This is a genomic window from Kitasatospora sp. NPDC057518 (genome assembly GCF_042802075.1).
GTDB lineage: Bacteria > Actinomycetota > Actinomycetes > Streptomycetales > Streptomycetaceae > Kitasatospora.
Genome location: NZ_JBHVEU010000103.1, coordinates 1 through 22,304 on the forward strand (window position 1 = coordinate 1; position 22,304 = coordinate 22,304).

Sequence of the window (22,304 nt, forward strand, 5' to 3'; positions counted from 1 at the left end):
GGCCCGTCCCCTCCGGTCGTTCAGGGGCCGCCGCCGCTCAGAGGTCGCCGTCGCTCAGCGGGCGCCGCCGCTCAGAGGTCGCCGTCGTTCCGGTTCGGCAGTCCGCTCTGGGCGGCGATCGTGTTCCAGAGCGTGGCGGCCTGCTTCTTCGCGGTGGTCGCGGTGCCGCTGGCCTGAACGGCGTTCTTGTAGTGCGGGTTGTCCTGCTTCTTCGCGTCGCAGGCGCCCTGGGCGTCCTGCGCCCAGGCCGCGTACTCGTCGTCGGCCTGGGCCGAGGCCGTCCAGGCCGCGTTGAGCTGGTCGACCAGCTGCTGGCCGCCGGGCAGCTTGTCGGTCTTCAGCTGGCCGAGCTTGCTCTGGAGCTCGCGCCGCTTGCCGGCCGCGGCGGTCAGCGCCTGCTGGGACTCGGGCAGCTTGTCGCACTTCTGCACCGAGGCGACCGCGGAGACCACCGAGCTGCGGCTGTCGCTCGCGGTGCCCAGCAGGTCCGACAGCGGCTGCGCCTGGGCCTTGACGTCCGGGTCGACGGCCGCGCCGGAGCCGCTCGCGCTCGCCGTCCCGGGGGCGCCGGTGCCGGTGGCGCCGGCGGTGGCGGCCACCGGGCCGGTCTTCTTGGTGTCGTCCGTGGGCTCGCTGCCGCCGTTCATCAGGACGGCGACCAGGATGCCGGCCGCCGCGCAGCCCGCCACCACACCGCCGATGATCAGCTTGTTGGACGGACGCCCGCCCCGCCCAGAGCCACCGGCCTGGGTCGCGTCGAAGCCCTGGCCGTAGTCCTGCCCCTGCTCCGGGGCGTAGCCCTGGTGGTAGTCCTGCGCCGGGTAGGCCGACTGCGGCTGCGCGGCCGGCGGGTAGGCCTGGTAGCCGGGCGCGGGCTGCGGCTGCGGGTAGCCGGGCTGGGCCTGCGCCGCCGGGTAGCCGGCCGTCTGCGGGTCGCCGCCGGGGTACGGCGGCAGGTACTGGGTCTCCGGGGCCGGATCGGGCTGCGGCGCACCGTACCCGGGCTGCGCGGCGCCGTAGCCGGGCTGCGGCGCGCCCCACGGGGCGTTCGGCGCGGGCATCGGCTGGCCCGCCATCGACTGGCCGGGCATCGGCTGCGCGGGCATGGCCTGGGTCGGCAGCGCGTGCGCGCCCTCGCCGAGGTACTCCGGCTGCCCGGAGGGCTGTCCCACCGGCGGCACCGCCGAGTGGGCCTGCGGCGGGCCCGGCTGGCCCGGCTGGCCCTGGGGCTGGCCGGGCTCGGGGCGGAACAGGTCGTCCAGGTTGAAGTCACCGGAGTTCGGGTACGAGCGGCGCTGACTCAACGCGATTCCTCACCTGTGCAGGACCGCGCACTGACGGCGGACCACATCTCGTCGGTTCTTGGGAGCATCACAGTTCCATTGGACGTCGCGCCCACGCTACCGGTTCGCCTCACCGGGTGACCACGTGGGCGGGACATCCGTCACGCTCCCTGCACAGACGATCCGCGGCGGCCCCTGGTTAGGCCGCCTCGGCGTCGGCCCGGGCGTGGAACTCCCGGACCACCCGCTGCTCCCGGTAGGGCTCCAGGCGGCGCCGGAACTCGTCCAGGTACTCCACGCCCCGGTTGGAGCGCAGCCCGCTCAGCAGCCGGACCGCCTGGGTGCCCGTCTCGCAGGCGCGTTCCAGGTCCCGCTGCTGGAGCTGGGCGGTGGCCAGCAGGACGAGGTCCACCGCGCGGCGCCGGACCCGGGTCGGCGGGTGCAGGTCGAGCGCCCGCCGGGCGTAGTGCTCGGCCGGGCCGGCCTGCTCCAGGTCCCGGTGGCAGTGGGCGAGCTCGTCCGCGAGGTAGGCGTCGTCGAAGTGGGCGATCCAGTCCGGGTCGTCCTCCGGGCGGCGCTTCTCCATCGCCTCCAGCGCCCTGGCCGACACCGTCTCGCAGGAGCGGGCGTCGCCGAGCAGGGCGTGGCCGCGGGCCTCGGCGGCGTAGAACATCGCCATCGCCGTCGGGGTGGCCACCGAGCGGGCGCCTTCCTGGGCGGCGCGGGCGAGTTGGGCGATCTCGCGCGGGTTGCCGAGGGTGGCGGCCAGGTGGCTCATCGAGGCGGCCAGCACGTAGCCGCCGTAGCCGCGGTCGTCGGCGGCCTGGGCCAGCCGCAGCGCCTGGATGTAGTAGCGCTGGGCGAGCCCGGGCTGTCCGGTGTCCACCGCCATGTAACCGGCCAGTTCGGTCAACCTGGCCACGGCGGCGAAGAGTTGGCGCCCGGTCTCCTCCCGGTAGGCGCCGCCGAGCAGGCCGGAGACCACCGAGTTGAGGTAGTGCACCACCACCGGGCGCACGTGGCCGCTGCCGAAGCGGTGGTCCAGGTCGACCAGCATCGCGGTGGTCGCCTTGATCGCGGCCACGTCGGTCGGACCGACCCGGGGGCCGCCGGCCCGCGCCACCACCGGGTCCGGCGGGGTGATCAGCCAGTCCCGACTGGGCTCCACCAGCGCGGAGGCGGCGACCGTCGCGCCGGTCAGGAAGTCCCGCCGGCCGACGTCACTGCGCCACAGCTCGCACACCTGCTCCAGGGCGGCGCCGATGGTCGGCGCGAACTGGAGCCCGATGCCGGAGCTCAGGTTCTTGCCGTCCGCCATGCCGATCTCCTCGACCGACACGCTGCGGCCGAGCTTGCGGCCGAGGGCCTCGGCGATCACGGCCGGCGCCTGCCCGCGCGGCTGCTGCCCGCGCAGCCAGCGGGCGACGGAGGTCTTGTCGTACCGAAGGTCCAGCCCGTGCTCGGCGCCGCAGAGGTTGACCCTGCGGGCCAGGCCGGCATTGGAACAGCTGGCCTCCTGGATCAGTTGCTGCAGACGCTCGTTGGGCTGTCGTGCGACGAGTGGTCTCGCGGCCATTGGGCTTCGCCTCCCCACACCCTCCGGTCCCGGCCGGCGGGCGACGATTCTGCTGATCTGTTGCCGACTGTCCGACCGTCCAAGGAATCTGACACCAGGTTAGCGATCAGCAACGCCAGCGGGATACCCACGGTGACGAACCGCACCCCCCTTGCGCCCTGGTAAATGCTCCTGTGCGCCCCCGCTGCGCCTGCCCTCGGGCCCTTCAACTCGGTCGACTAACCGGAACGGGTGACATTGCCGCGATGCACCCAACCGGGCGGCTCCGGGCCGTAACCAGCCTCACGCACGGTAGTTGAGCACCCCGTGGAAGACATCCCCGACGCGGACCGGAACGAGAAGGCCGCTCCGCCCCCCTTACTCATCGAAGCCGTCGGCTACGCCGAGACCCGCCACTGGGAGGTCGCCCCGGGCGCCTGGCTGGTCGACGACGGCGACGGCGGCGTCCGCTGCTCCTGCGGCGACCGGCGCTGCACGCTGCCGGGCGCCCACCCGCTGGACCCGGACTGGGCGCGACAGGCGAGCGCCGGCCCCGGCGCGGTGCGGAGCTGGTGGACCGAGCGGTCGCAGGCGTCGATCCTGCTGCCCACCGGGCGCTCGTTCGACGTCCTGGACGTCCCGGAGACGGCCGGCTGCCTGGCGCTCGCCCGGATGGAGCGGATGGACCTCCAGCTCGGACCGGTGGCGGTCCAGCCCGCCGCGCCCGGGCGGATCGGACGGCGGCTGCACTTCCTGGTGCTGCCCGGGGTCGCGGCCAGGCTCCCGGAGATGCTCCGCCGGCTCGGCTGGCCGCCCGGCCGGCTGGACCTGGTCGCCCGCGGCGAGGGGGACTGGACGGTCGCCCCGCCGTCCCGGATCGGCTCCCTCGGGTACGCCCAGTGGGCCCGCTCCCCCACCGCGCTCAACCGCTGGCTGCCGGACGCCGCGGAACTGATCAGCCCGCTCGCGTACGCCTGCGGCCGCGAGGCGCCCTCGGTCCGCACCGCCGGGGCCGCCCAGCCCGCGCCGGTGGGCTGAGCCCGGGCCGCTCCCCCGACCCGCTCCGTCCGACCCACTCCGTCCGAGCCGCGCCATCCGGCCTGCTCCGTTCGGCCCCGGGCGTGTCGGACGCCCCCGAGACCAGCCGCCCTCTGCCGATCGGGTGAGGGCGTGCTCCGCGCGACACCACGCGCGCGAGTGACGGGCCTTGTCCCCCACCGGGGACGGGGCCCGTCATACGCATGTCCGGATAAGGCCTCCGTGTACCCGCTGGTCAACCGGCAAAGCCCCTCGTACGAGTGACAGCACTCAAGGATTGCCATGATCGGCCGAGGGGAGGAATTGCGATGTGTGGGGACGCCGGCAGGGGCGCTCGGACGGGGAAGCCGGGCGGCGGCGACGGAGGGGAAGCGGGAGGGAGCAGGAGGGGACGGAGGGGATGGGGAGGACGAAGGGGCCCGCTGCACGGGGAGCAGCGGGCCCCTTCGCCGTACCGGAGCACCCGGCGTACCGGAGTACTCAGGCGCGGTACGGGCTCAGGCCTGGGCGACGAAGACGTGCTGGGCGATGTCCTTGCCCAGCTCCGCCGCGTTGTCCCCGGTGCCGACCAGCACGCCGCCGACGCCGGCGCTCACCTTGACCGTGGAGCCCGGCCGGACGCCGGCCCGGCGCAGGGTGCTCATCAGCGCGCTGTCCGTCTGGATCGGCTCGCCGATCCGGCGGACCACGACGTCGGCCCCGGCCTCGCCCGGCTTGACGGTGTCCAGCGGGACGAGCCCGGCGTCGAAGCCCTCGCCCTCGGCCTTGGTGTCGCCCAGCTCGTCCAGGCCCGGGATCGGGTTGCCGTACGGGGACTGGGTGGGGTGGCCGAGCATGGCGAGCACCTTGCGCTCGACCGTCTCGCTCATCACGTGCTCCCAGCGGCAGGCCTCCTCGTGCACCTGCTCCCACTCCAGGCCGATCACGTCGACGAGCAGGCACTCGGCGATGCGGTGCTTGCGCATGACGCGCACCGCGAGCCGACGGCCCTCCTCGGTCAGCTCCAGGTGGCGGTCCCCGGCGACCTGAAGCAGCCCGTCGCGCTCCATCCGGCCGACCGTCTGGCTGACCGTGGGACCGCTCTGTTCCAGGCGCTCGGCGATGCGGGCGCGCATCGGGACGATGCCCTCCTCCTCCAGCTCCAGGATGGTGCGAAGGTACATCTCAGTGGTGTCGATCAGCCCAGACATCGCCGCTGGCTCCGTTCTTCGGTGTCCTCACCGCCAATTCTGACGTACCGGACCGACAACCGGGTCCGCCCCGGGGCTCCGGGGACCCGTTTTGTTCCTGTTGACAACGATGCCGCCGGGGCGCGACCGTGCTCGCCGAAGCTTTCTCCACCGGCGGTCTGGACCACCCGGACCACCCCACCCGGCCGGATCCCCCACCGGCAGAGAGCGAAGGCAGCAGATGAACGACCTGGTCGGCCGGTACTTCGACGCGGCGATCTCCCACCTCCAGCGGGTCCGCGAGGAGGAGGCCGACACCATCGAGGCTGCCGCCGCGCTGCTGGCGGAGGCGATGACCGAAGGTCGCCGGGTGTTCACCTTCGGTGCCGGGCACTCCGCGCTGCCGGCCCAGGACGTGGTCTACCGGGCCGGCGGGCTGGTCCCGGTGAACCTGCTGAACGTGCCCGGGATGGCCGGGGTGACGGTGATGCCCGCGCCGCTGTCCAGCGCGCTGGAGCGGGTCTCCGGGCTGGCCACCGCCACCCTGGACCTGACCCCGGCGACCGCCGGGGACCTGCTGTTCGTGATCTCGCTCTCCGGCCGCCAGGTGATGCCGGTCGAGCTGGCCCGGTACGCCCGGGACCGCGGTCTCAAGGTCGTCGGTGTGACCTCGCTCGCGTACCCGCGGGAGGTGCCCTCGGCGCACCCGACCGGCACCTACCTGAAGGACCACTGCGACGTGGTGCTGGACAGCAAGATCGCGGTCGGCGACGGCGAGCTGACCCACCCCGGCGCCGAGACCACCTTCGGCCCGGTCTCCACCATCGTGACCAGCGCGCTGATGCAGGCCGTGGTCGCCTCGGCGGTCGGCCGGCTGGCCGACCGGGCGGCCGCCGGGGAGTGCCCCGCGCCGCCGCTGTTCCGCTCCGGCAACGTCCCGGGCGGCACCGAGTGGAACGCGAAGCAGATGGCCGAGAACGCCGAGCGGGTCTTCTACACCTACTGAGCCGCACTCCCGCCCGGGTGAACCCGCCGGTCCGCACCGGCAGGTCGCCCGCGCACACCCGTCGGCCGCCGCACGCCCCCACCGCCTCCCGCACGCTGGGTGCCGGACCGAACACGGGGAGTACCGGACAACCACCGGGTCTTCCCGGCCACATCCGGCCGCCCCGGCCGTCACCAGGCGTACCGGCGAGCCGCCCGGGGCAGGAGAGCGGTGCGACCGGAGCGACTGGTGGGGGCCGAACATGGCGTCTGTTGCGGGACGGACCGGGTGGGTGCGTGAGCGGGACCTGCTGCCCGAGTTCTTCTGGGCCGCCGACGCGGCCTCACTGCGCGGGCAGCGGCGCTCGGTGCTGCTCTCCGCCTGGGAGCTGGTCCTGCTGGTGGTCGCCGCGGCGACCGGCTCCGCCGACGGCGAGCCCTGGGCCTGGCCGGCGGCGGCGGCCTACCTCGGCGCGATCGCGCTGGCCGTGGTGATCAGCCGGCAGAACCCCCAGGGCCTCTGGTACGAGGGCCGGGCGGCCGCCGAGTCGGTGAAGACGCTGGCCTGGAAGTACGCCGTCCGGGCCGACGCCTACCAGCCCCCGCCGCGCCCCCTGCCGGACGCCGAGGGGCTGTACCGCTTCCAGCTCGCCCGGGTGCTCGGCGCGTTCCGGGAGACCCCGGTGGGCGTCCCGGACGCCGGGGTGGAGATCACCCCGGCGATGCGCGACCTGCGCGGGCAGCCGCTGGCGGTGCGCCGCGAGGTGTACCTGGCCGAGCGGATCCGGCTGCAGCACGACTGGTACCGCGCCAAGGCCCGCTACTGCGCCCGCGCCGGGCACTGGGCCGGGGTGCTGGGCGTGCTGCTGCCCGCGCTGGGCCTGGTGCTCGCCGTCCTGCGGGCGCTCGGCGCGTTCGGCTACGACGCGCTGGGCACGGTGTCGGCGGTGGCCGCCTCGGTCGCCGCCTGGGCGCAGCTGCGCCAGTACCGGCCGCTGGCCGCCGCGTACGCCCTGGCCGCCGAGGAGCTGGCGCAGGTCCAGCGCCAACTCGCCCAGCTGGACCTGGAGTCGATGGAGGCCGAGGAGGTCTGGGCCCGCCTGGCCCGGGACGCCGAGGACGCGATCTCCCGCGAGCACACCACCTGGCAGGCGCGCCGGGAGGTGCGCACCACCACCGACCGGGAGCACGCAACCGACCCGGAGCACTGAGGAGGCCGCAGGTGTCGTTACGGACGGTCAAGACGGCGGACGACCGCGCCCTCGCCGTGGAGTCCCTCGGCGACCCGCGCGGCCGTCCGGTCTTCCTGCTGCACGGCATGCCCGGCAGCCGGGTCGGCCCGCACCCGCGCAGCACCGTGCTGTACCGGCTGGGCGTACGGCTCATCTCGTACGACCGGCCCGGCTACGGCGACTCGACCCGGCTGTTCGGCCGCCGGGTGAGCGCGGCGGCCGCGGACGTGCGGACCATCGCGGACGAGTTCGGGCTGGAGAACTTCGCGGTGCTCGGCCGCTCCGGCGGCGGCCCGCACGCGCTGGCCTGCGCGGCGCTGCTGCCGGAGCGGGTCAGCCGGGCGGCGGTGCTGGTCGGCCTGGCCCCGCGCAACGCGACCGGTCTGGACTGGTACGCGGGGATGACCCCGTCCAACGTCCGCGCCTACAAGGAGGCCGAGCGCGGGCACGGCCGGATCGCCGACGCGATGGAGTTCCGCTCCCGGCAGATCAAGGACGACCCGGTCCGGCTGCTGAACGGGCTGCGCACCGAACTCTCCGCCGCCGACCGGGAGGTGGTGGCCGACAGCGGGCTGCGGCGGATGCTCCAGAGCAACTACCGGGAGGCGTTCCGGCACGGCGCGGACGGCTGGATCGACGACGTGCTGGCCTTCACCGCCGACTGGGGGTTCGAGGTCGGGTCGGTCCGGGTGCCGACCTGGCTCTGGCACGGCGCGGACGACCAGTTCTCGCCGGTCGACCACTCCCGCTGGCTGGCCGACCACATCCCGGACGCCGAGCTGTTCCTGGAGCCCGGCGCCGCGCACTTCGGGGCGTTCCGGGTGATGACCACCGCGCTGGCCTGGGCGGCCGGCTGGGGTGCCCCGGGGGGTTCGGACCTCCACCGGCGTCCGGGGCGCTGAGCCGCCGTCAGATGAGCTGGACCACCGGCGTCGGCGGCGCCGAACCGCCGAGCACCGCCAGCACGTTGTCCACCGCCAGGCCGCCCATCGCCTGCCGGGTGCGGACGGTGGCGCTGCCCAGGTGCGGGGCGAGCACGGCGCGCTCCTGGGCGAGCAGCGCGGACGGGACGGCCGGCTCGCGCTCGAAGTTGTCCACGGCGGCGGCGAACAGCGCGCCGGACTCCAGCGCGGCGGCCAGCGCCTCCTCGTCCACCACGCCCGCGGTCATGCTGACCACCACCGCGCCGCGCGGCAGCAGGGCGAGCCGGCGGGCGTCCAGCAGGTGCCGGGTGTCGGCGGTGAACGGGCAGGTGACGACCAGCACGGTGGAGGTGGCGAGCAGTTCCTCCAGCGGCTTCCAGTCGGCGCCCCCGGCCTGCTCGGGCGGCAGTTCGCGGCGGTTGTGGTAGCCGACCGGCATGTCGAAGGCGCGGGCCCGGCGGGCCACCGCCTGGCCGATCCGGCCCATGCCGAGCACGCCCAGCGGGGTGCCGGCCAGCTCCATGCCGAGCAGGAAGTTCGGCGCCCAGGTCCAGGGCGCGCCGGAGCGCAGCAGCCGCTCGCCCTCGCCGAGCCGGCGGGTGGCGGCCAGCAGCAGCGCCCAGGCCATGTCGGCGGTGGCGGTGGTGAGCACGCCGGGGGTGTTGGTGACCAGCACCCCGCGTTCGGCGCAGGCGGCCACGTCCACGTTGTGGTAGCCGACGGCGTGGTTGGCGACGACCGCCAGCCCCGGGCCGGCCGCGTCGAGGAACTCGGCGTCCACCCGGTCGTCCAGGGTGGTGATCACGGCCCGCCGGCCGCGGACGGCGTCCAGCAGGGCGGCCCGGTCCATCGCCAGGTCGGAGTCGTGGCAGGTGACGGCGTGGTGCGCGGTGAGCCGTTCGATGACGCCGGGGGCGAGGCGCCGGGTGACCAGGACCGGGGGCGGGGTGCTCATGGTCCGGCAGCGTACCCCGCCCCCTGCCCGGTCAGACCGGCTGCGGCTCCAGGTCCCGGTTGATCCGCTTCCAGCCGCGCGCGGCGACCGTGTTGGGGTGCTCCTCGCCGAACTGCCGGATCAGCTCGGAGATCGCCCGGGCCCGCAGTTCGGCCGCCTGGGTGTGCCGCCCGCCCGACCGCAGGGTGATCGCCAGGTTGGCCTCGCAGGCCACCGCGTCCGGGTGCTGGGCGCTGTAGCGGTCGCAGAGCCCCTGGTACGCGGCCCGGCCGAGCCGTTCGGCGCGGTCCAGCTGCCCGTCGTCGCCGTAGGCGTTGGCCAGGTTGATCATCGCGTTGAGGGTGTACGGGTGCTCGGGCCCGACCGAGCGGGTCAGCCCCTCGAAGGTGATCCGGCCGCGCTCGATGGCGCCCGGGACGTCGCCGCTGCCCCGCAGGTAGATGCCGAGGTTGTTGGCGCAGGCCAGGGTGAACGGGTGCTCGTCGCCGAACAGCCGCCGGTGGCCCTCGAAGACGGTGGAGCAGAGGTCGCGGGCGGCCTCCTTGTCGCCGGAGGCGCTGTGGTCGGCGGCCAGGTTGAGCGCGCAGGCGAGCGCGTCGGGGGCGTCGGCGCCGTAGCGCTCCAGGTAGCGCTCGTAGGTCTCCTTGGTGATCCGGCGGGCCTCGGCGAGCTGGCCGATCCGGCGCAGCGAGACGGCCAGCGACTTGGCGTTGCGCAGGTTCTCCGGCAGGTCCGGGTCGAGCACGTCGCCGAGGTCGGAGGTGACCTCCTGGAGCAGGTCCACCGAGCCGCGGTAGTCGCCGAGTTCGCGCAGGTCGCGGGCCAGGTTGGACTTGGTGGACAGGGTGTAGGGGTGCTTGGGGCCGAGGACGGCGGTGCGCCGGTCGAGGGTCTCCTGGTCGAGTTCGCGGGCCGCCTCGCTGTCGCCGACCAGCCGGTAGTCGATCGCCAGGTTGTTCGCCATGGAGAGCGTGCGCGGGTTGTCGTCGCCGAACAACTCGCGGAACTGGTCGAGGATTTCGCGGTCGAGGTCGAGGGCGGCCTGGAACCGGCCGAGCGCCCTGCGGTCGGCGCCGAGCGAGCCGGCCGTCATCAGGGTGTACGGGTGGTGCTCGCCGAGCAGAGCCCGCTGGCGCTCCAGGGTGTCCTCGTCCAGGGCCAGCGCCTCGCCGTAGTTCCCCTGGGAGCGCAGCACGTTGGCGAGCTGGAAGCGCAGCAGCAGGGTCTGCCGGTCGTCCTCGCCGAGCTTGCCGGTCCACTCCACGTCCAGGGCGTGGCCGAGGTCGCGGGCGCGGTCGAGCTCGCCGCGCTTCCACAGGTAGCGGACCCGGTCGATGAGCAGCTGGCGGGTGTCCGCCTCGTCGCAGTTGTGCGCCTTGGACGGCGACAGGTGCGGCCAGATCTCGTCGAAGGCGGGCCAGTTGGCCGGGTCGTCGGTGTCGCCGAGGACGGGCCGGGCGCCGGTGAGGATGCGGTGCACCTCGTGGACGGCGACCTCCTGCTCGTCGGCGGTCATCCCGGCCCGGATCACCGCCTGGACGAGCCGGTGCACCTGGAAGCTGTTGCTGCCGGCGTCGACCTTGGCCAGCGCGTACCGGCCGATCGCCTGGATCACCTTGCCCAGCATGAACTTGTCGCTGAGGTCGGCGTCGAACCGCACCAGCGCCCGGATCATCTGGTCGCTGTAGAAGAGGTTCATCGAGATCGGCTCGGGCGCGAAGAAGGCGCAGAGCTGGAGCAGCCGGACGGCCGCCGGGGACTGCTGGCGCAGCCGTCCGATCGACACGTTCCAGGTCGCGGCGACCGGGGTCGGGTAGTCGGCCGGGCGGCCGACGGCCAGCGCGCGGGCGGCCTCGGCGTGCAGCTGGGAGACGTAGGTCTCCACCGGGGTGCCGGTGGTGTCCAGCCAGGCGGCGGCCACCTCGACGGCCAGCGGCAGGTCGCCGACCGCCTCGGCGACCCGGTCGGCGTCCGGGCGGGAGAGGCTGCGGGCGCGCCGGCACAGGTGCTCGACGCTCTCCCCGCGGGTGAAGACGTCGACCTCCAGCGCCTCGGCGTGCCCGGTCCAGGCCTGGTTCCGGGAGGTGACCAGGATGTGGCCGGAGCCGCCGGGGAAGAACCGGCGGATCTCGGCGGGCTCGTCGGCGTTGTCGAAGATCAGCAGCCAGCGCGAGGTGGGCACGCCGCGCCGCAGCGCCTCCCGGGCCGCCTCGGCCGCCTCGGTGACCGAGTCGCCGACCCGCAGGCCGAGCCGGCGGGCGAGTTCGGCGAGCGCCGGGGCGACCAGCTCGATCTGCTCGGCGTCGATCCACCAGACCAGGTCGTAGTCGGACATGAAGCGGTGGGCGTACTCCAGGGCCACCTGGGTCTTGCCGACGCCGCCGAGCCCGTACAGGGTCTGCGGGGTGGGCAGCACGGCCGCCATGCCGCCGCGCAGCTGGTTGCGCAGCTGCTCCAGGACGGCGGCGCGGCCGGTGAAGGAGGGGTTGCGCGGCGGGACGTCCCACACCGAGGGCTTGCTGCCGGGGAAGCGCGGGCCGCCGCTGGGCGCTTCGTCGAGCGGGGAGTCGCCGCGGCCGAGCGCGCGCAGCAGGCTCTGGATCGACTGGGTCTCGTCGCGGCCGACCAGGTCGACCGGGTTGCGGTTGCTGAACGGCGCGGTGAGCCGGACGTCGCCGACCCGGACCGGCAGCAGCTGGCGCCGGGTGCCGGAGGGGTCGGAGCTGACCACCGACTCCCACAGCGCCCGCGCCTGCGGGGAGCGCTGGTAGGCGGGCGAGAGCACGGCGACCGTCCGGTACGCGGAGTCGATGCCGCGCTCGGTCTCCTCGCGCGGGTCGGTGCCGGCGCTGAGGTCGCGCGGCAGCACCCGGAAGCCGGCCCTGGTCAGGACGGACTCGATCCAGTCCGCCCACATCCGGTCCTCGGGGACGTAGGAGAGGTAGAGGTCGGCGGGCACGGACGGGCGGCGGCGGGTGAACGCGTCCACGTAGCGCAGCCGCACCTCCTCGTCCATCGGCGGCAGGCCGGCCGCCCGGCCCTCGGTGATCATGGAGGTGAGCCGCTCGCAGGCGGCCAGCATCGAGGTGGGCGTGCCGGTCTGGTCGCCGAAGGTCGCGAGGATCTCCTCGTAGGCGTAGAACGGCCGGTACGGGATCTCCACCGAGCCCCAGTACTGGGCGAGTTCCTCGCCCTCGAAGCCGGTCGGCAGCCCGTCGAAGCGGACCCGGGCGAGGGCGCGGCCGGCGTCCGCCTTCTCCTTCTCGCCCTCGTCGATGCGCATCGGGACGGGCAGGATGCGGATGCCGCGCTCGCGGTAGCGGTCGTGGATGTGCTGGGCGATCCGGGAGGCGCCGTCGATGGACTGGTCGCTGAGGGTGAAGCAGACCACCAGGTCGTCGGGCATCTGGACGGTGCAGATCTCGGCGATGTCGGACAGGCCGGTGCGGGAGTCGATCAGCACGTAGTCGTAGCGCTTGGCCATGTCGGCCTTGAGGGCGTCGAAGAACTGCCCGCCGTCGAAGCGGTCGTAGAAGATGTCCCAGTCGAGGTGGGTGACGGCCTCGGAGTAGTCGCGGTTGAACTGGCCCGCGGAGAGGAAGTCCAGGCTGCCGCCGGCCGGGAAGTGCGGCCAGATGAGCGAGAGCGCGTGCGGGTGCACCCGGGCGAAGTCCAGGTGCCAGCCCTCGGCGTGCTCGACCGGGCGCAGCGCCTCCTCCCGGTACTCGGCGATCAGGTCCATCATGCCGGTGGTCCCGGCCAGCGAGGCCTGGTCGAGGAACGGGTGGAAGAACTTGGCGAGGCCGGGCGCCTCCAGGTCCCAGTCCACGGTGAGCACCCGGAACCCGTTGGCGGCCAGGATCCAGGCGGTGTTGGCGAGCGCCATGGTGCGGCCGGTGCCGCCCTTGTACGAGTAGAAGGTGATGATCCGGCCGTTGCGGTCCTGCTCCGCCGCCTGCCGCTGGGCGGCCAGGTCGGCGGCGGTGAGGCCGCCGAGGCGCAGGTTCCTCGTGACGTTATCGCTCATCGTGGTCCTCGTCCTCCCAAGGGCGCCATCCCGTCATCGGGTTCATCGCCGTCGTCGCGGTACGGTGCGTGCTCGCGGTGCGGGTCGTTGCCGTTGTTCCGACTCCGGTGCTGGGTGCGGCCGTTGCCGTTGCTTCTGCTGTCGGCGGGGTCGTCCCCCTGCTCGTCCCCGAAGGGGTCCGCCGGGGCTCCGTCCGACCCGTACCCTCCTCCTGGGCGCCGGAACGCGTCCCGCAGGCTCGGCCGCGGTGGCGGCGGTTCCTCCGGTTCGGCCCGGGTGCGGCCCTCGAAGGCGTACTTGGCCTTCATCGCCGCCCGGGGCAGCGCGTCGTCGAAGTCCTCCAGCGTGTGCAGCCCGGTCGGGCCGGTCGCGCCGAGGAAGCTCGGCCGGCTCGCGCGCCGGGTGATGCGCAGCGCATCGTCGCTCAAGTCGCCGAGTTCGTCGGAGCGTTCGGCGCACTCGGGGTCGTCGCCGTTGAACGGCTCCAGGATGCTCACCCAGGTGGCGTCCGAGCGGTCGAAGCGCCGGACCAGTTCGCGCCGGCGCGGGTCGCGCAGCGCCCAGCGGTCGAGCAGCAGCAGGCCGGGTGCCTCGGCGTTGCCGTCGATGATCGACTCGACCTCGTCGTCGAACTCGTGCACGGTCGGCTGGAACCCCAACTGCCGGGCGAGACGGGCCGCGTGCTGGGCGATCGGCGAGCCGACCGGCCGGTACGGGTGCCAGTCGGTGCGCCGTTCGCCGTAGTAGTCGGGGCTGCGGTCGGCGGGCAACTCGTTCTGGTGGTAGGAGAGTACGGAGATCCGCAGCTGCTTGGTCGGGGCGGTGACGTTGAAGGCGCTCGGGAGGGTGTTGAACTCCAGCCGCCGCCCGACCGGGATCACCGTCTCCTCGGCGACCTGGACGATCCGGGCCGCCAGCCGGTGCACGGCCAGCTCGTAGGAGGAGCGGAAGTAGCTGAGCTTCATCAGCGCGTAGAGCCCCTCGGTGGCGTACTCGGGCCCGAAGCTCGTGTGGTTGAACTGGAGTTCACTGGCCACGTTCGGCAGCCGGTAGCGGCTCATCGGCGCCCACAGCACCGGCACGATGCCGCTGGTGCGCTCGGAGTCGAGGTTCGCCGGGTAGACCGGCCGGCGGGTGAAGGCGTGCCACTCCTGGCCGCACGGGACGCTGTTGAAGTACCTCGGGGAGTACAGGGGTACGAAGACCCGGCACGTCGCCAACTCGTCGGACAGCCGTTCGGCCCACAACTCGCCCTGGTGCATGGACTCGTCCATGAAGCCGACCGCGACCCCGTCCGGGACGGTGGTGAGCTGCAGCACCGCCTCGCAGAGGTCCCGGTACAACTGCCTGACCCAGTGGTTCGGGTCGCTCGCGCCCCGCGCACCGGCCTTGGGGGTGTGCGCGTAGGAGAGGAAGAAGTACGGCCGGGCGTCGTCCTCGTCCCAGCCCCGGTCAGTCACACGCGCCTCCCCCGGGCCCGTCGGCAAACCTGCCTCCCGCAGCCCCCGTGCGGCGGGGCTTCAGTGTAGGAACGACTGACACCCCAATGGAATAGCACAACGTCTCGCACGAATTGACATGACCGAAACGATGCCGCCACCCGTGCACAGGGAGCAGTACCCTCGTTCCGGCCGCCACGCACCACCAGGAGGGCATCCGTGGACCACCTCGACTGGCAGAGGTCCAGCACCAGCAGCGACAAGGATGACTGGATCGAGATCGCCTCCGCGGGCGACCACGTCTACATCCGGCAGTCCAACGACCCCACCCTCGTCGTCACCACCACCCGCATCAAGTTCAACGCCTGGGTCCGCGGCGCCAAGGCCGGCGAGTTCGACCACTTCGTCGCCTGACCCCGCCGGGCCCCTGAGGCGGGAACGGGAAAGCCGGACAATTCAGCGCCTTTCCCGATTTCTCCCGCGAGCTTCCGCACCGCCGCGGACCCGGCCGGTTCCGCGGTGCGGAATGGGCCGGGCCCGCGGTCGACCGGCTATTCGCCGGGCCGCGCGTGCGAAGAAATCATTTCCACAATGTTTCGACCGGTTGCACCGCACCGGAACGACGCCCTGATCCCGTACGATCGCGCGCCCGGCGCCCCGGTCAGCCGACGGCGGCCAGTTCGAGGTCGGCGTACGCCTGGCGCGCCCGCTCGATGTCCTCGCCGTACAGTTCCGACCAGGCGACGATGCCCTCGACCAGTCGCAACAGGCTCTCCCCCATGGGCGTGAGCTCGTACATCACGGCCGGCGGACGGCTCCCGACGACCCGGCGCCCGATGAAGCCGTCCCGCTCCAGGCGGACCAGCGTCTCGGACAGCACCTTGCCCGAAACGCCCTCCATGCCGGATTTCAGATCGCAGAATCGTCGCGCACCGGCGGAAATCTGCTGACAGGCGAGCATCGTCCACCGCTCGCCAATGCGGTCCATTACCAGACGCGCAAGACAGTCACCATTCATTTCGGTCTCCCCCCGTGGACCGGCTGTTACTTCGGGGTAACCATAACTCCCCGGGGTGCGGTCGTCACGGTGAAGTGGATCACGGTCCTGATCTATAACTGGGGACCTCCTCGATCACCACTTCCCAGGGGTTCCCCATGACCATTTCGCCCGAGAAGACCGTCACGGCCCTCGCCGCGGCCGCCCAGGCCGCGCCCGAGTGGGCCGCCGCGGGGGCCACCGTCCGCTTCGTCCTCAGCGACCCCGACACCGAGGTGACCCTCGACCCGCAGGGCCGGACCACCGACGACGCTCCGACCCACGTGCTGCGGATCAGCTGGGCCGACCTGCTGGACATCACCTCCGGCCGACGCACCTTCATGCGCTCCGTCACCGGCCGCCGGCTGTCCTCGCACGGCCCGGTGATGCAGACCTTCGCTTTCGGCCAGGCCCTGGCGGCCTTCGGCCTCGGCCGCTGAGCACCCGGAGTCCGGAATCCCGGACTCCGAGCCCTCCGGACGTCCACCACCCCAGACAAGGAGCACCCATGTCCACCCTCCACTCCCCCGCCGACCACCCGCTGCTCGCCGCCCACGAGGCGGACGCCCTGCGCACCGTGGTCGCGTTCGCCAAGGACCAGGTGGCCCCCGGCGCCGCCGAGCGCGACGCCGTCGAGAAGGGCCAGGTGGACTGGGACACCGTCCGCGCCGGTCACCAGGTCGGCCTGCTGCGGATGGCGATCCCCCGGGAGCTGGGCGGCCTCGGGCTGAGCCAGATCGCCGTCTCGCTCGTCCTGGAGGAGCTGGCCGCCGCCGACCCCGGCATGGCCGTGGTCTTCGGCGCGACCGGCCTGTTCCAGACCCCGATCCTGATCTCCGGCGACACCCGCCTCCAGGAGCGCTACCTGCCGAAGTTCCTCGGCCCCGACCCGGTCCTGGCGTGCAACGCCGTGGCCGAGGAGCGCAACGGCACCGACCTGGTGCTCCCGCAGAACGCGCCGCACGCCCAGGAGATGACCAGCGCGAGGCGTTCCGGCGGCGAGTTCCTGCTGAACGGCACCAAGCGGTACATCACCAACGCCCCGGTGGCGACGTACGCGACGGTCATGGCCAACCTGGAGGGCGAGCCCGGATCGACCGGCCTGACCTGCTTCGTCACGGACCTGGAGCAGGACGGCGTCACCCGCGGCGAGATCCACGACAAGGTCGGCTACCGGACCGCGCCGGCGGGCGAGCTGGTCTTCACCGACGCCCGGGTCCCCGAGGAGAACGTCCTCAACGGCCTGGCCGGCGGGTGGGACCTCAACGTGGCGATCGGCAACGTGACCCGGGTGACCTGCGCGGCACTGGCCACCGGCATCGCCCGGCACGCCCTGGAGCGGGCCGTCGCCTGGAGCGGCAGCCGCCGGCAGGGCGGCCGGCTGCTGTACGAGCACCAGATGTCCGCGCGCAAGCTCGCCGACATGGCCGCGCGCGTCTCCGCCTCCCGGGCCCTGTACCTGGACGCCGCGGTGAAGGCCGACAACGTCATCCCGACCCCCGCGTACGAGCCGGCCGTCGCCAAGCTGGTCGCCGACCGCGCCGCCATCGACAACGCCGACGCCGCCATGGCCCTGATCGGCGCCCAGGCCTTCCAGCGCGGGGACGGCATGGACCGGGTCCTGCGGGACGCCTACGGGCCGCGGATCTACGAGGGCTCCCCCGAGGCGCTCGCGCTCGTGATCACCGGTGAGCTGTTCTCCGTCCCGGAGATCCGATGACCACCGCCCTCGCCGACCGCCACCGCGACGACCTCCTGCGCGACGGCGCCGACATCACCCTGCCGGGCCTGGAGGAGTCGCTCACCGGGGACCCGCTCTTCCACGCGGTGAGTCCCGAGGGGCTGCTGGTCCTGACCGTCGCCGGCGCGCGGCTGCCGGCCGCCGCGCTGGACCAGGTCTACCGTTTCCGCCTGGTGCAGTACCTCCAGCGCGGGTGGGTCGACGCGGCCGCGGTGGCCGCCCGCGGTCTGCGCGCCGAACCGTACGACGAGTTCGCGCTGCGGGACTTCCACACCCTCGTCGTGGAACGGTCCACCGGGCGCCTGCGCGGCTACGGAACCCTGGCCGCGGCCCGCGACCACGCCGACACCCCGCTCGGCGACCCCGGCCACCGGCCGTTCGTCGTCGAGCGGGACTACGCCCTCCCGCTGGCCGAGCACCTCGGCCCGCGGACCCCCTCGCACCTGGTGCGGGAGGGCAAGCGCCTGGTCCGCGACTACGCGATGCCCCGCTCGCAGGCCGCGGTCAGCGTCCCCTGGTGGGTCTACCTGGCCTGGGCGGCCGGCTGCCTGGAGGTGCTGGACAGCGACCCGGCCGCCGCGATCGTGGGCGACGGCAAGCTCGAAGGGGCCGTCAACCAGCTGCGCCTGCTGGGCTTCGCGGTGCGGACGCTGGATGTCGCACCCGTCCCGCCCGACCCCACCGACCTCTTCGCCCCCATGTGGGACCAGCAGGAGCGCTCGTACCCCTTCGTCCTCACGGACGACGGGGCGCTGCGGCCGACGCTGGAACACCTGCGGACCGTGCTCGGCTCCGGCCAGGAGGGCTCGGTGCGCTCCCGACTCGTCGACTTCCTGGAGGCCCGGTCATGACCGCGATCGACGTGGAGACCCCCGAACAGGCCCGTGAGCTGGACGAGGCGCAGTTCTACGCGTGCCTGACCCAGCGCAACCAGGGCCTGATCCCGGACGAACTCCAGGAACGGATCGGCCGGACGCGCCTGCTGATCGCCGGCTGCGGCTCCATCGGCGGGGCCACCGTCCAGCCGCTCGGACGGATGGGGTACCGGCACTTCGTCCTGGCCGACGTGGGCACGTACGAGCTCAACAACCTGAACCGGCAGAACGCCACGGTGGACGACCTGGGCCGGAACAAGGCCTCCGTCGGCGTCGATCTGCTGCGCGGGATCAACCCGCACGTCGACGCCCGGGTCGTCCCGGACGGCATCACCGCGGCCAACGTCCGGGCGCTGGTGGAGCAGGCGGACGTGATCGTCGACGGTGTCGACGTCACCACCCCCTCGGGCCTCGCGGCCAAGATCCGCCTGCACCAGGAGGCCTGCCGCCAGCGCAAGCCGCTGGTGACGGCCTGGGACATGGCGGGGATGCTCGCCGCCCAGTGCTTCGACTACCGGGTGGTCCGGGAGATCTTCGACGGCCAGATCGCCCCGGGCGACGAGGAGCGTCTGGACACCTGGGAGGTGGTCTTCCGGATCGCGCCCCGGGCGCACATCCCCGGCGAGATGTACCGGGAGCTGCGCCGCGGCCTGGCCCGGCCGGACTACAGCGTTCCCCAACTCACGGAGGCGGCGACCCAGTTCGGCGCGCTCGCGGTGCACATGGTCAACGTCCTGGTCTCCGGGCGGCCCCTGCCCCGCACCGTCGCGGTGGACGTCCACCACGTCGCGATGACCAGGGGCCGGCGCCTCGTCGACCGCCTCCACCGCCACCTGGAGCGGGCCCGTTTCCTCGCCTGGCTGCCGCCGGAGCAGGCCTGGAACGGCTTCGCCCCCGCACCGGTCTACCGGGCCCGCCGCCAGTGGGCCCTGCGCGCGGCCGGCCCGTCGAGAGAGAGGACAGCACCATGACCAGTGACTTCACCTACACCGACATCCGCAGCGCCGGCATCCGGCTGACCGCAGAGGAGTCGGAGCAGATCGCCCGGGCCGCGCTGGCCGTCGCCCTCGACTTCCGCGGGCACTCGCTGCACGACGCCGGTCTGCTGCACGCGGTCGAGCTGGCGGCCGCCGCGCTGCCGGCCCCGGTCCGGCGGGCGCTCATCGCGTTCCGCGACCGCAGCAACGCCGGCGGCTGCCTCCTGCTCGCCGGCCTGCCGGTCGGAACGCTGCCCGCCACCCCGGACCGGCCGGAGTCGGAGCCGACCTGGTCGGAGGTCCCGGTGGCGACGATCAGCCAGCTCATGGTCATGTCGATGCTCGGCCGCTCCATCTCCTACAGCGACGAGAAGGACGGCCGGCTGGTCCAGGACGTCTGCCCGAAGCGCGGCGCCGAGCAGCGCCAGGAGAACAGCGGCTCCGTCCTGCTGGAGCTCCACACGGAGGACGGCTTCCACCCCAACCCGCCGCACTTCCTCAGCCTGGTCTGCCTGCGCGCGGACCACGACCAGGTCGCCGCCACCGTCAGCGGCGGGATCGGCGACGCCCTGCCGCTGCTGGACGCCGAGACGGTGGCGGCCCTGCGGCGGCCGGAGTTCCGGACCAGGTTCAGCTCCTCCTTCGTCCCGGACGCCTCGGTGGGGGTGCTGACCGCGCCCATGCCGGTCCTCTCCGGCGAGGAGGACTGCCCGGACCTCATGGTGGACTTCCACGCCACCGTCGCGACCACGCCGCGGGCGCGGACCGCGCTGGAGCGGCTGGAGGAGGCCGTGCGCCGCACGCTCAAGGGGCTGGTGCTCCGGCCGGGCGACCTGATCATCCTGGACAACCGCCGTGCGGTGCACGGGCGCACCGACTTCACCCCGCGCTACGACGGGAACGACCGCTGGCTGCGGCGCTCCTTCGTGGTCACCGACCTGCGGCCGCTCAACGGCCACCTCGGCCAGGGCGGTCAGGGCCGCAGCCACCGGCCGGTGACCCCGGTGGCGGCCGGCGCCGAGCGCGTGCTGGTGGGCACGGCCGGCGTCTGACGCCCCGGGCTCAGGCCATCCACACCCGGGCGTCGGCGTTCTCGTCGGTGATCCGCTTCAGCTCTCCGTCGACGGTCGCGGCCGCCCGCCGGAAGACCTCCCGCCCCGCTTCGGTGAGTCGGATCTGGTAGCCGCGGCCGTCGCCCGGGGAGGGCCTGCGGTCCACGTACTCCGCGTCGACCATCTGCGTCAGCATCCGGGAGACCTGGGGCTGGCTGCGCGAGGTGCGGGTACTGACCTCTCCCGGGCGGACCCAGTCCCCCTCCGCCCACAGCACCTCCATGATCTCGTACGCGGTCACGCAGAGGTCGAACTCGTCGGACAGGGTGTGCTCGATCCTCTGGTTCATCTGCGCGCAGACGCGCACCAGGGACAGCCACCGATCGGCAAGAGGAGTGTTCGCCACGCTCCGCAGTCTAGATCCGACCCCCCTTCCATGTCGATTCATGCGCATGTATCTTGTTGCCCCGGAAAGGAGAACCGATGACTGAGGCAATCTCACTCGTGGACGCCAAGCAGGAGAACGACCGAGGAACCGAGCAGGGGCAGGAGCGGCAACCCGCCAAGACCTCCTGGATGCCGATGGCCGCCGTCGGCGTCGCCCAGCTGATGGTCATGCTGGACTCGACGGTCGTGAACGTGGCGCTGCCCTCGATCGGCTCCGAGCTCCCCGCCGACCAGACCGCCCTCCAGTGGACGATCAGCGCCTACATCCTCATGTACGGCAGCCTGCTGCTGTTCGGCGGCCGCGTCGCCGACGTCGTCGGACGGCGCCGGTCCTTCCTGGCCGGCCTGACCACCTTCGCCGTCGCGTCCGTCCTGTGCGGCCTCGCCGGCAACCAGGAACTGCTGATCGCCGGCCGCGTGCTCCAGGGCCTGGGAGCCGCGGTGCTCTCCGCCGCCGCCCTGTCGATCGTGGTGACGGTGTACCAGAACGAGGACCAGCGCAAGGCCGCCCTCGCCACCTGGAGCGGCCTCGGCGTGATCGGGGCCATCCTCGGCGCCGTCCTCGGCGGGCTCGTCGTCTCGGCCGTCAGCTGGCGCTGGGCCTTCCTGATCAACATCCCGATCAGCCTCGCCTCCGGGATCATCGGCCTGCGCAGCCTGCCCGCCATGCGCGCCGACGGCCGCCGCCCGCTGCGCCTGCCCACCGCCTTCTTCGCCACCGCCGGCCTGGCCTGCCTGTCCTTCGGCCTGATCCGGCTGCACGACGGCATGACCTCCGTCACCGCGTGGGCCAGCATGGGCCTGTCCGTACTCCTGCTCGCCGGCGTCGCCCGGGCCGAACTGGGCAAGTCCGACCCGCTGCTCCCGCTGCACCTCCTGCGCATCCCCACCTACTGGCTCAGCAGCCTCGGGCTGCTGCTCGCCGCGATCGTGATGATGGGCAGCTCCTACCTGGCCAGCAACTACTTCCAGGGCGCGCACGACATGAGCGCCTTCGCCACCGGCCTCTCCATGCTCCCCATGGGCCTGGCCGCGCTGGTCTTCGCCTCCGTCGTGCCCAACCTCATCGGCGCCGTCGGCCCGGGCCTGACCTACCTGATCGGCGCACTCACCCAGATCGCCGGCGCCGCCGTCCTGGTCACCGGACCGTCCAGCACCGTCGTCGCCATCGTCGCGCTGACCGTCATCGGGGCCGGCCTGCCCACCTGCTTCGTCCCGCTGTACGGGGTCGGCACCTCCCACGTGCTCCCCGAGGAGTCCGGCGTCGGCTCCGGCCTGCTGAACACCTTCAACGAGAGCGGCGCCGCCCTCGGCATCGCGGTGATCGGCACCATCCTGGCCACCTCCACCGACGGCGAGCTGGCCTCCGGCGCCACCGCCCCGGACGCCATGACCACCGGCGTCGGCAACGGCTTCCTCGCCGTCGTGATCTGCGCGGCCCTCGCCGCCTGCATCGCCCTGGGCCTGCACCGGCTGACCCGTGCCGCCGGGCAGACCGCGACCACGGAGTCCTGAAACCACCCCCTCCCCGGGCCGAACCGGCCCCCCGGAACGCCCGACCGGCCCCCCGC

General features: G+C 73.3%; 19 protein-coding genes. 11 read left to right on the forward strand and 8 right to left on the reverse strand.

Features of this window, described 5'->3' with window-relative positions; translation table 11 throughout:
* Positions 1-71: 71 nt before the first annotated feature.
* Both ACFU7Z_RS13395 and ACFU7Z_RS13400 read right to left on the reverse strand, forming a co-directional pair.
* Complete coding sequence (locus ACFU7Z_RS13395) at positions 72-1,304, reverse strand: hypothetical protein (protein ID WP_380777596.1); 1,233 nt, start codon at positions 1,302-1,304, stop codon at positions 72-74.
* A gap of 178 nt (positions 1,305-1,482) precedes the next feature.
* Entirely contained in the window at positions 1,483-2,859 is a 1,377-nt protein-coding gene (locus tag ACFU7Z_RS13400; RefSeq protein WP_049649968.1) for a hypothetical protein, read from the reverse strand.
* 306 nt (positions 2,860-3,165) lie between these two features.
* Between ACFU7Z_RS13400 and ACFU7Z_RS13405 the strand changes: the two genes are divergently transcribed.
* Positions 3,166-3,876 (forward strand): bifunctional DNA primase/polymerase, encoded by a 711-nt coding sequence (locus ACFU7Z_RS13405; protein ID WP_053111970.1) that lies wholly within the window; start codon positions 3,166-3,168, stop codon positions 3,874-3,876.
* A gap of 497 nt (positions 3,877-4,373) precedes the next feature.
* Here ACFU7Z_RS13405 and ACFU7Z_RS13410 read toward each other — a convergent pair whose 3' ends face one another.
* The gene (locus ACFU7Z_RS13410; protein ID WP_049649967.1) at positions 4,374-5,066 is read right to left on the reverse strand and encodes a metal-dependent transcriptional regulator; all 693 of its coding nucleotides are present in this window, start codon (positions 5,064-5,066) and stop codon (positions 4,374-4,376) included.
* 220 nt (positions 5,067-5,286) lie between these two features.
* On the opposite strand from ACFU7Z_RS13410, the gene ACFU7Z_RS13415 reads away from it, so the two are divergent.
* From ACFU7Z_RS13415 to ACFU7Z_RS13425, 3 genes are all read left to right on the forward strand, one after another.
* Positions 5,287-6,051 (forward strand): sugar isomerase domain-containing protein, encoded by a 765-nt coding sequence (locus tag ACFU7Z_RS13415; RefSeq protein WP_049649966.1) that lies wholly within the window; start codon positions 5,287-5,289, stop codon positions 6,049-6,051.
* A gap of 271 nt (positions 6,052-6,322) precedes the next feature.
* A complete protein-coding gene (locus ACFU7Z_RS13420) occupies positions 6,323-7,240 on the forward strand; it encodes a DUF4231 domain-containing protein (protein ID WP_049649965.1) in 918 nt (305 codons plus the stop codon).
* Positions 7,241-7,251: 11 nt separating this feature from the next.
* The gene (locus ACFU7Z_RS13425) at positions 7,252-8,163 is read left to right on the forward strand and encodes an alpha/beta fold hydrolase (protein ID WP_049649964.1); all 912 of its coding nucleotides are present in this window, start codon (positions 7,252-7,254) and stop codon (positions 8,161-8,163) included.
* A gap of 7 nt (positions 8,164-8,170) precedes the next feature.
* Here the strand turns inward: ACFU7Z_RS13425 and ACFU7Z_RS13430 are convergent, their stop codons facing one another.
* From ACFU7Z_RS13430 to ACFU7Z_RS13440, 3 genes are read right to left on the reverse strand one after another with little or no spacing between them, the layout of a single operon-like run.
* Positions 8,171-9,139 (reverse strand): 2-hydroxyacid dehydrogenase, encoded by a 969-nt coding sequence (locus ACFU7Z_RS13430; protein ID WP_380777597.1) that lies wholly within the window; start codon positions 9,137-9,139, stop codon positions 8,171-8,173.
* Between the two features lie 31 nt (positions 9,140-9,170).
* Positions 9,171-13,166, reverse strand: a complete 3,996-nt coding sequence (gene fxsT, locus ACFU7Z_RS13435) for an FxSxx-COOH system tetratricopeptide repeat protein (protein ID WP_375876388.1) — start codon at positions 13,164-13,166, stop codon at positions 9,171-9,173.
* The gene (locus tag ACFU7Z_RS13440; RefSeq protein ID WP_380777598.1) at positions 13,163-14,626 is read right to left on the reverse strand and encodes a TIR-like protein FxsC; all 1,464 of its coding nucleotides are present in this window, start codon (positions 14,624-14,626) and stop codon (positions 13,163-13,165) included. Before ACFU7Z_RS13440 ends, fxsT begins: the two co-directional genes overlap by 4 nt.
* 198 nt (positions 14,627-14,824) lie before the next feature.
* Between ACFU7Z_RS13440 and ACFU7Z_RS13445 the strand changes: the two genes are divergently transcribed.
* Positions 14,825-15,019 carry a DUF397 domain-containing protein gene (locus ACFU7Z_RS13445; protein WP_074005498.1) on the forward strand — a complete coding sequence of 65 codons (195 nt, stop codon included), beginning with the start codon at positions 14,825-14,827 and terminating at the stop codon, positions 15,017-15,019.
* 247 nt (positions 15,020-15,266) lie between these two features.
* Here ACFU7Z_RS13445 and ACFU7Z_RS13450 read toward each other — a convergent pair whose 3' ends face one another.
* The gene (locus ACFU7Z_RS13450; RefSeq protein ID WP_063780062.1) at positions 15,267-15,623 is read right to left on the reverse strand and encodes a helix-turn-helix domain-containing protein; all 357 of its coding nucleotides are present in this window, start codon (positions 15,621-15,623) and stop codon (positions 15,267-15,269) included.
* Between the two features lie 137 nt (positions 15,624-15,760).
* On the opposite strand from ACFU7Z_RS13450, the gene ACFU7Z_RS13455 reads away from it, so the two are divergent.
* The 5 genes from ACFU7Z_RS13455 (at position 15,761) to ACFU7Z_RS13475 (ending at position 20,286) form a co-directional block, all read left to right on the forward strand.
* The gene (locus ACFU7Z_RS13455) at positions 15,761-16,081 is read left to right on the forward strand and encodes a hypothetical protein (RefSeq protein ID WP_074005497.1); all 321 of its coding nucleotides are present in this window, start codon (positions 15,761-15,763) and stop codon (positions 16,079-16,081) included.
* A 68-nt stretch (positions 16,082-16,149) separates the two neighbouring features.
* Positions 16,150-17,361 (forward strand): acyl-CoA dehydrogenase family protein, encoded by a 1,212-nt coding sequence (locus tag ACFU7Z_RS13460; RefSeq protein WP_074005496.1) that lies wholly within the window; start codon positions 16,150-16,152, stop codon positions 17,359-17,361.
* Complete coding sequence (locus ACFU7Z_RS13465) at positions 17,358-18,233, forward strand: hypothetical protein (protein WP_380777599.1); 876 nt, start codon at positions 17,358-17,360, stop codon at positions 18,231-18,233. The genes ACFU7Z_RS13460 and ACFU7Z_RS13465 overlap by 4 nt, the downstream gene beginning before the upstream one ends.
* Complete coding sequence (locus ACFU7Z_RS13470) at positions 18,230-19,228, forward strand: ThiF family adenylyltransferase (RefSeq protein WP_053111967.1); 999 nt, start codon at positions 18,230-18,232, stop codon at positions 19,226-19,228. Before ACFU7Z_RS13465 ends, ACFU7Z_RS13470 begins: the two co-directional genes overlap by 4 nt.
* Positions 19,225-20,286: a TauD/TfdA family dioxygenase gene (locus ACFU7Z_RS13475; protein ID WP_380740013.1), complete on the forward strand. Its 1,062-nt coding sequence runs from the start codon at positions 19,225-19,227 to the stop codon at positions 20,284-20,286. Before ACFU7Z_RS13470 ends, ACFU7Z_RS13475 begins: the two co-directional genes overlap by 4 nt.
* 10 nt (positions 20,287-20,296) lie before the next feature.
* Here ACFU7Z_RS13475 and ACFU7Z_RS13480 read toward each other — a convergent pair whose 3' ends face one another.
* Positions 20,297-20,692: a MarR family winged helix-turn-helix transcriptional regulator gene (locus ACFU7Z_RS13480; RefSeq protein ID WP_158077779.1), complete on the reverse strand. Its 396-nt coding sequence runs from the start codon at positions 20,690-20,692 to the stop codon at positions 20,297-20,299.
* 77 nt (positions 20,693-20,769) lie between these two features.
* On the opposite strand from ACFU7Z_RS13480, the gene ACFU7Z_RS13485 reads away from it, so the two are divergent.
* On the forward strand, positions 20,770-22,248 hold the full coding sequence (locus tag ACFU7Z_RS13485; protein ID WP_074005493.1) for an MFS transporter: 1,479 nt from the start codon (positions 20,770-20,772) through the stop codon (positions 22,246-22,248).
* Positions 22,249-22,304: the final 56 nt, after the last annotated feature.

Excerpts from the sequence above, each read along its gene's own strand:
- ACFU7Z_RS13455 (WP_074005497.1), top strand. The coding sequence starts at position 15,761 with ATGACCATTTCGCCCGAGAAGACCGTCACGGCCCTCGCCGCGGCCGCC.
- ACFU7Z_RS13415 (WP_049649966.1), top strand. The coding sequence starts at position 5,287 with ATGAACGACCTGGTCGGCCGGTACTTCGACGCGGCGATCTCCCACCTC.
- ACFU7Z_RS13410 (WP_049649967.1), bottom strand. The coding sequence starts at position 5,066 with ATGTCTGGGCTGATCGACACCACTGAGATGTACCTTCGCACCATCCTG.
- ACFU7Z_RS13465 (WP_380777599.1), top strand. The coding sequence starts at position 17,358 with ATGACCACCGCCCTCGCCGACCGCCACCGCGACGACCTCCTGCGCGAC.
- ACFU7Z_RS13485 (WP_074005493.1), top strand. The coding sequence starts at position 20,770 with ATGACTGAGGCAATCTCACTCGTGGACGCCAAGCAGGAGAACGACCGA.
- ACFU7Z_RS13430 (WP_380777597.1), bottom strand. The coding sequence starts at position 9,139 with ATGAGCACCCCGCCCCCGGTCCTGGTCACCCGGCGCCTCGCCCCCGGC.
- fxsT (WP_375876388.1), bottom strand. The coding sequence starts at position 13,166 with ATGAGCGATAACGTCACGAGGAACCTGCGCCTCGGCGGCCTCACCGCC.
- ACFU7Z_RS13470 (WP_053111967.1), top strand. The coding sequence starts at position 18,230 with ATGACCGCGATCGACGTGGAGACCCCCGAACAGGCCCGTGAGCTGGAC.
- ACFU7Z_RS13460 (WP_074005496.1), top strand. The coding sequence starts at position 16,150 with ATGTCCACCCTCCACTCCCCCGCCGACCACCCGCTGCTCGCCGCCCAC.
- ACFU7Z_RS13450 (WP_063780062.1), bottom strand. The coding sequence starts at position 15,623 with ATGAATGGTGACTGTCTTGCGCGTCTGGTAATGGACCGCATTGGCGAG.
- ACFU7Z_RS13475 (WP_380740013.1), top strand. The coding sequence starts at position 19,225 with ATGACCAGTGACTTCACCTACACCGACATCCGCAGCGCCGGCATCCGG.
- ACFU7Z_RS13400 (WP_049649968.1), bottom strand. The coding sequence starts at position 2,859 with ATGGCCGCGAGACCACTCGTCGCACGACAGCCCAACGAGCGTCTGCAG.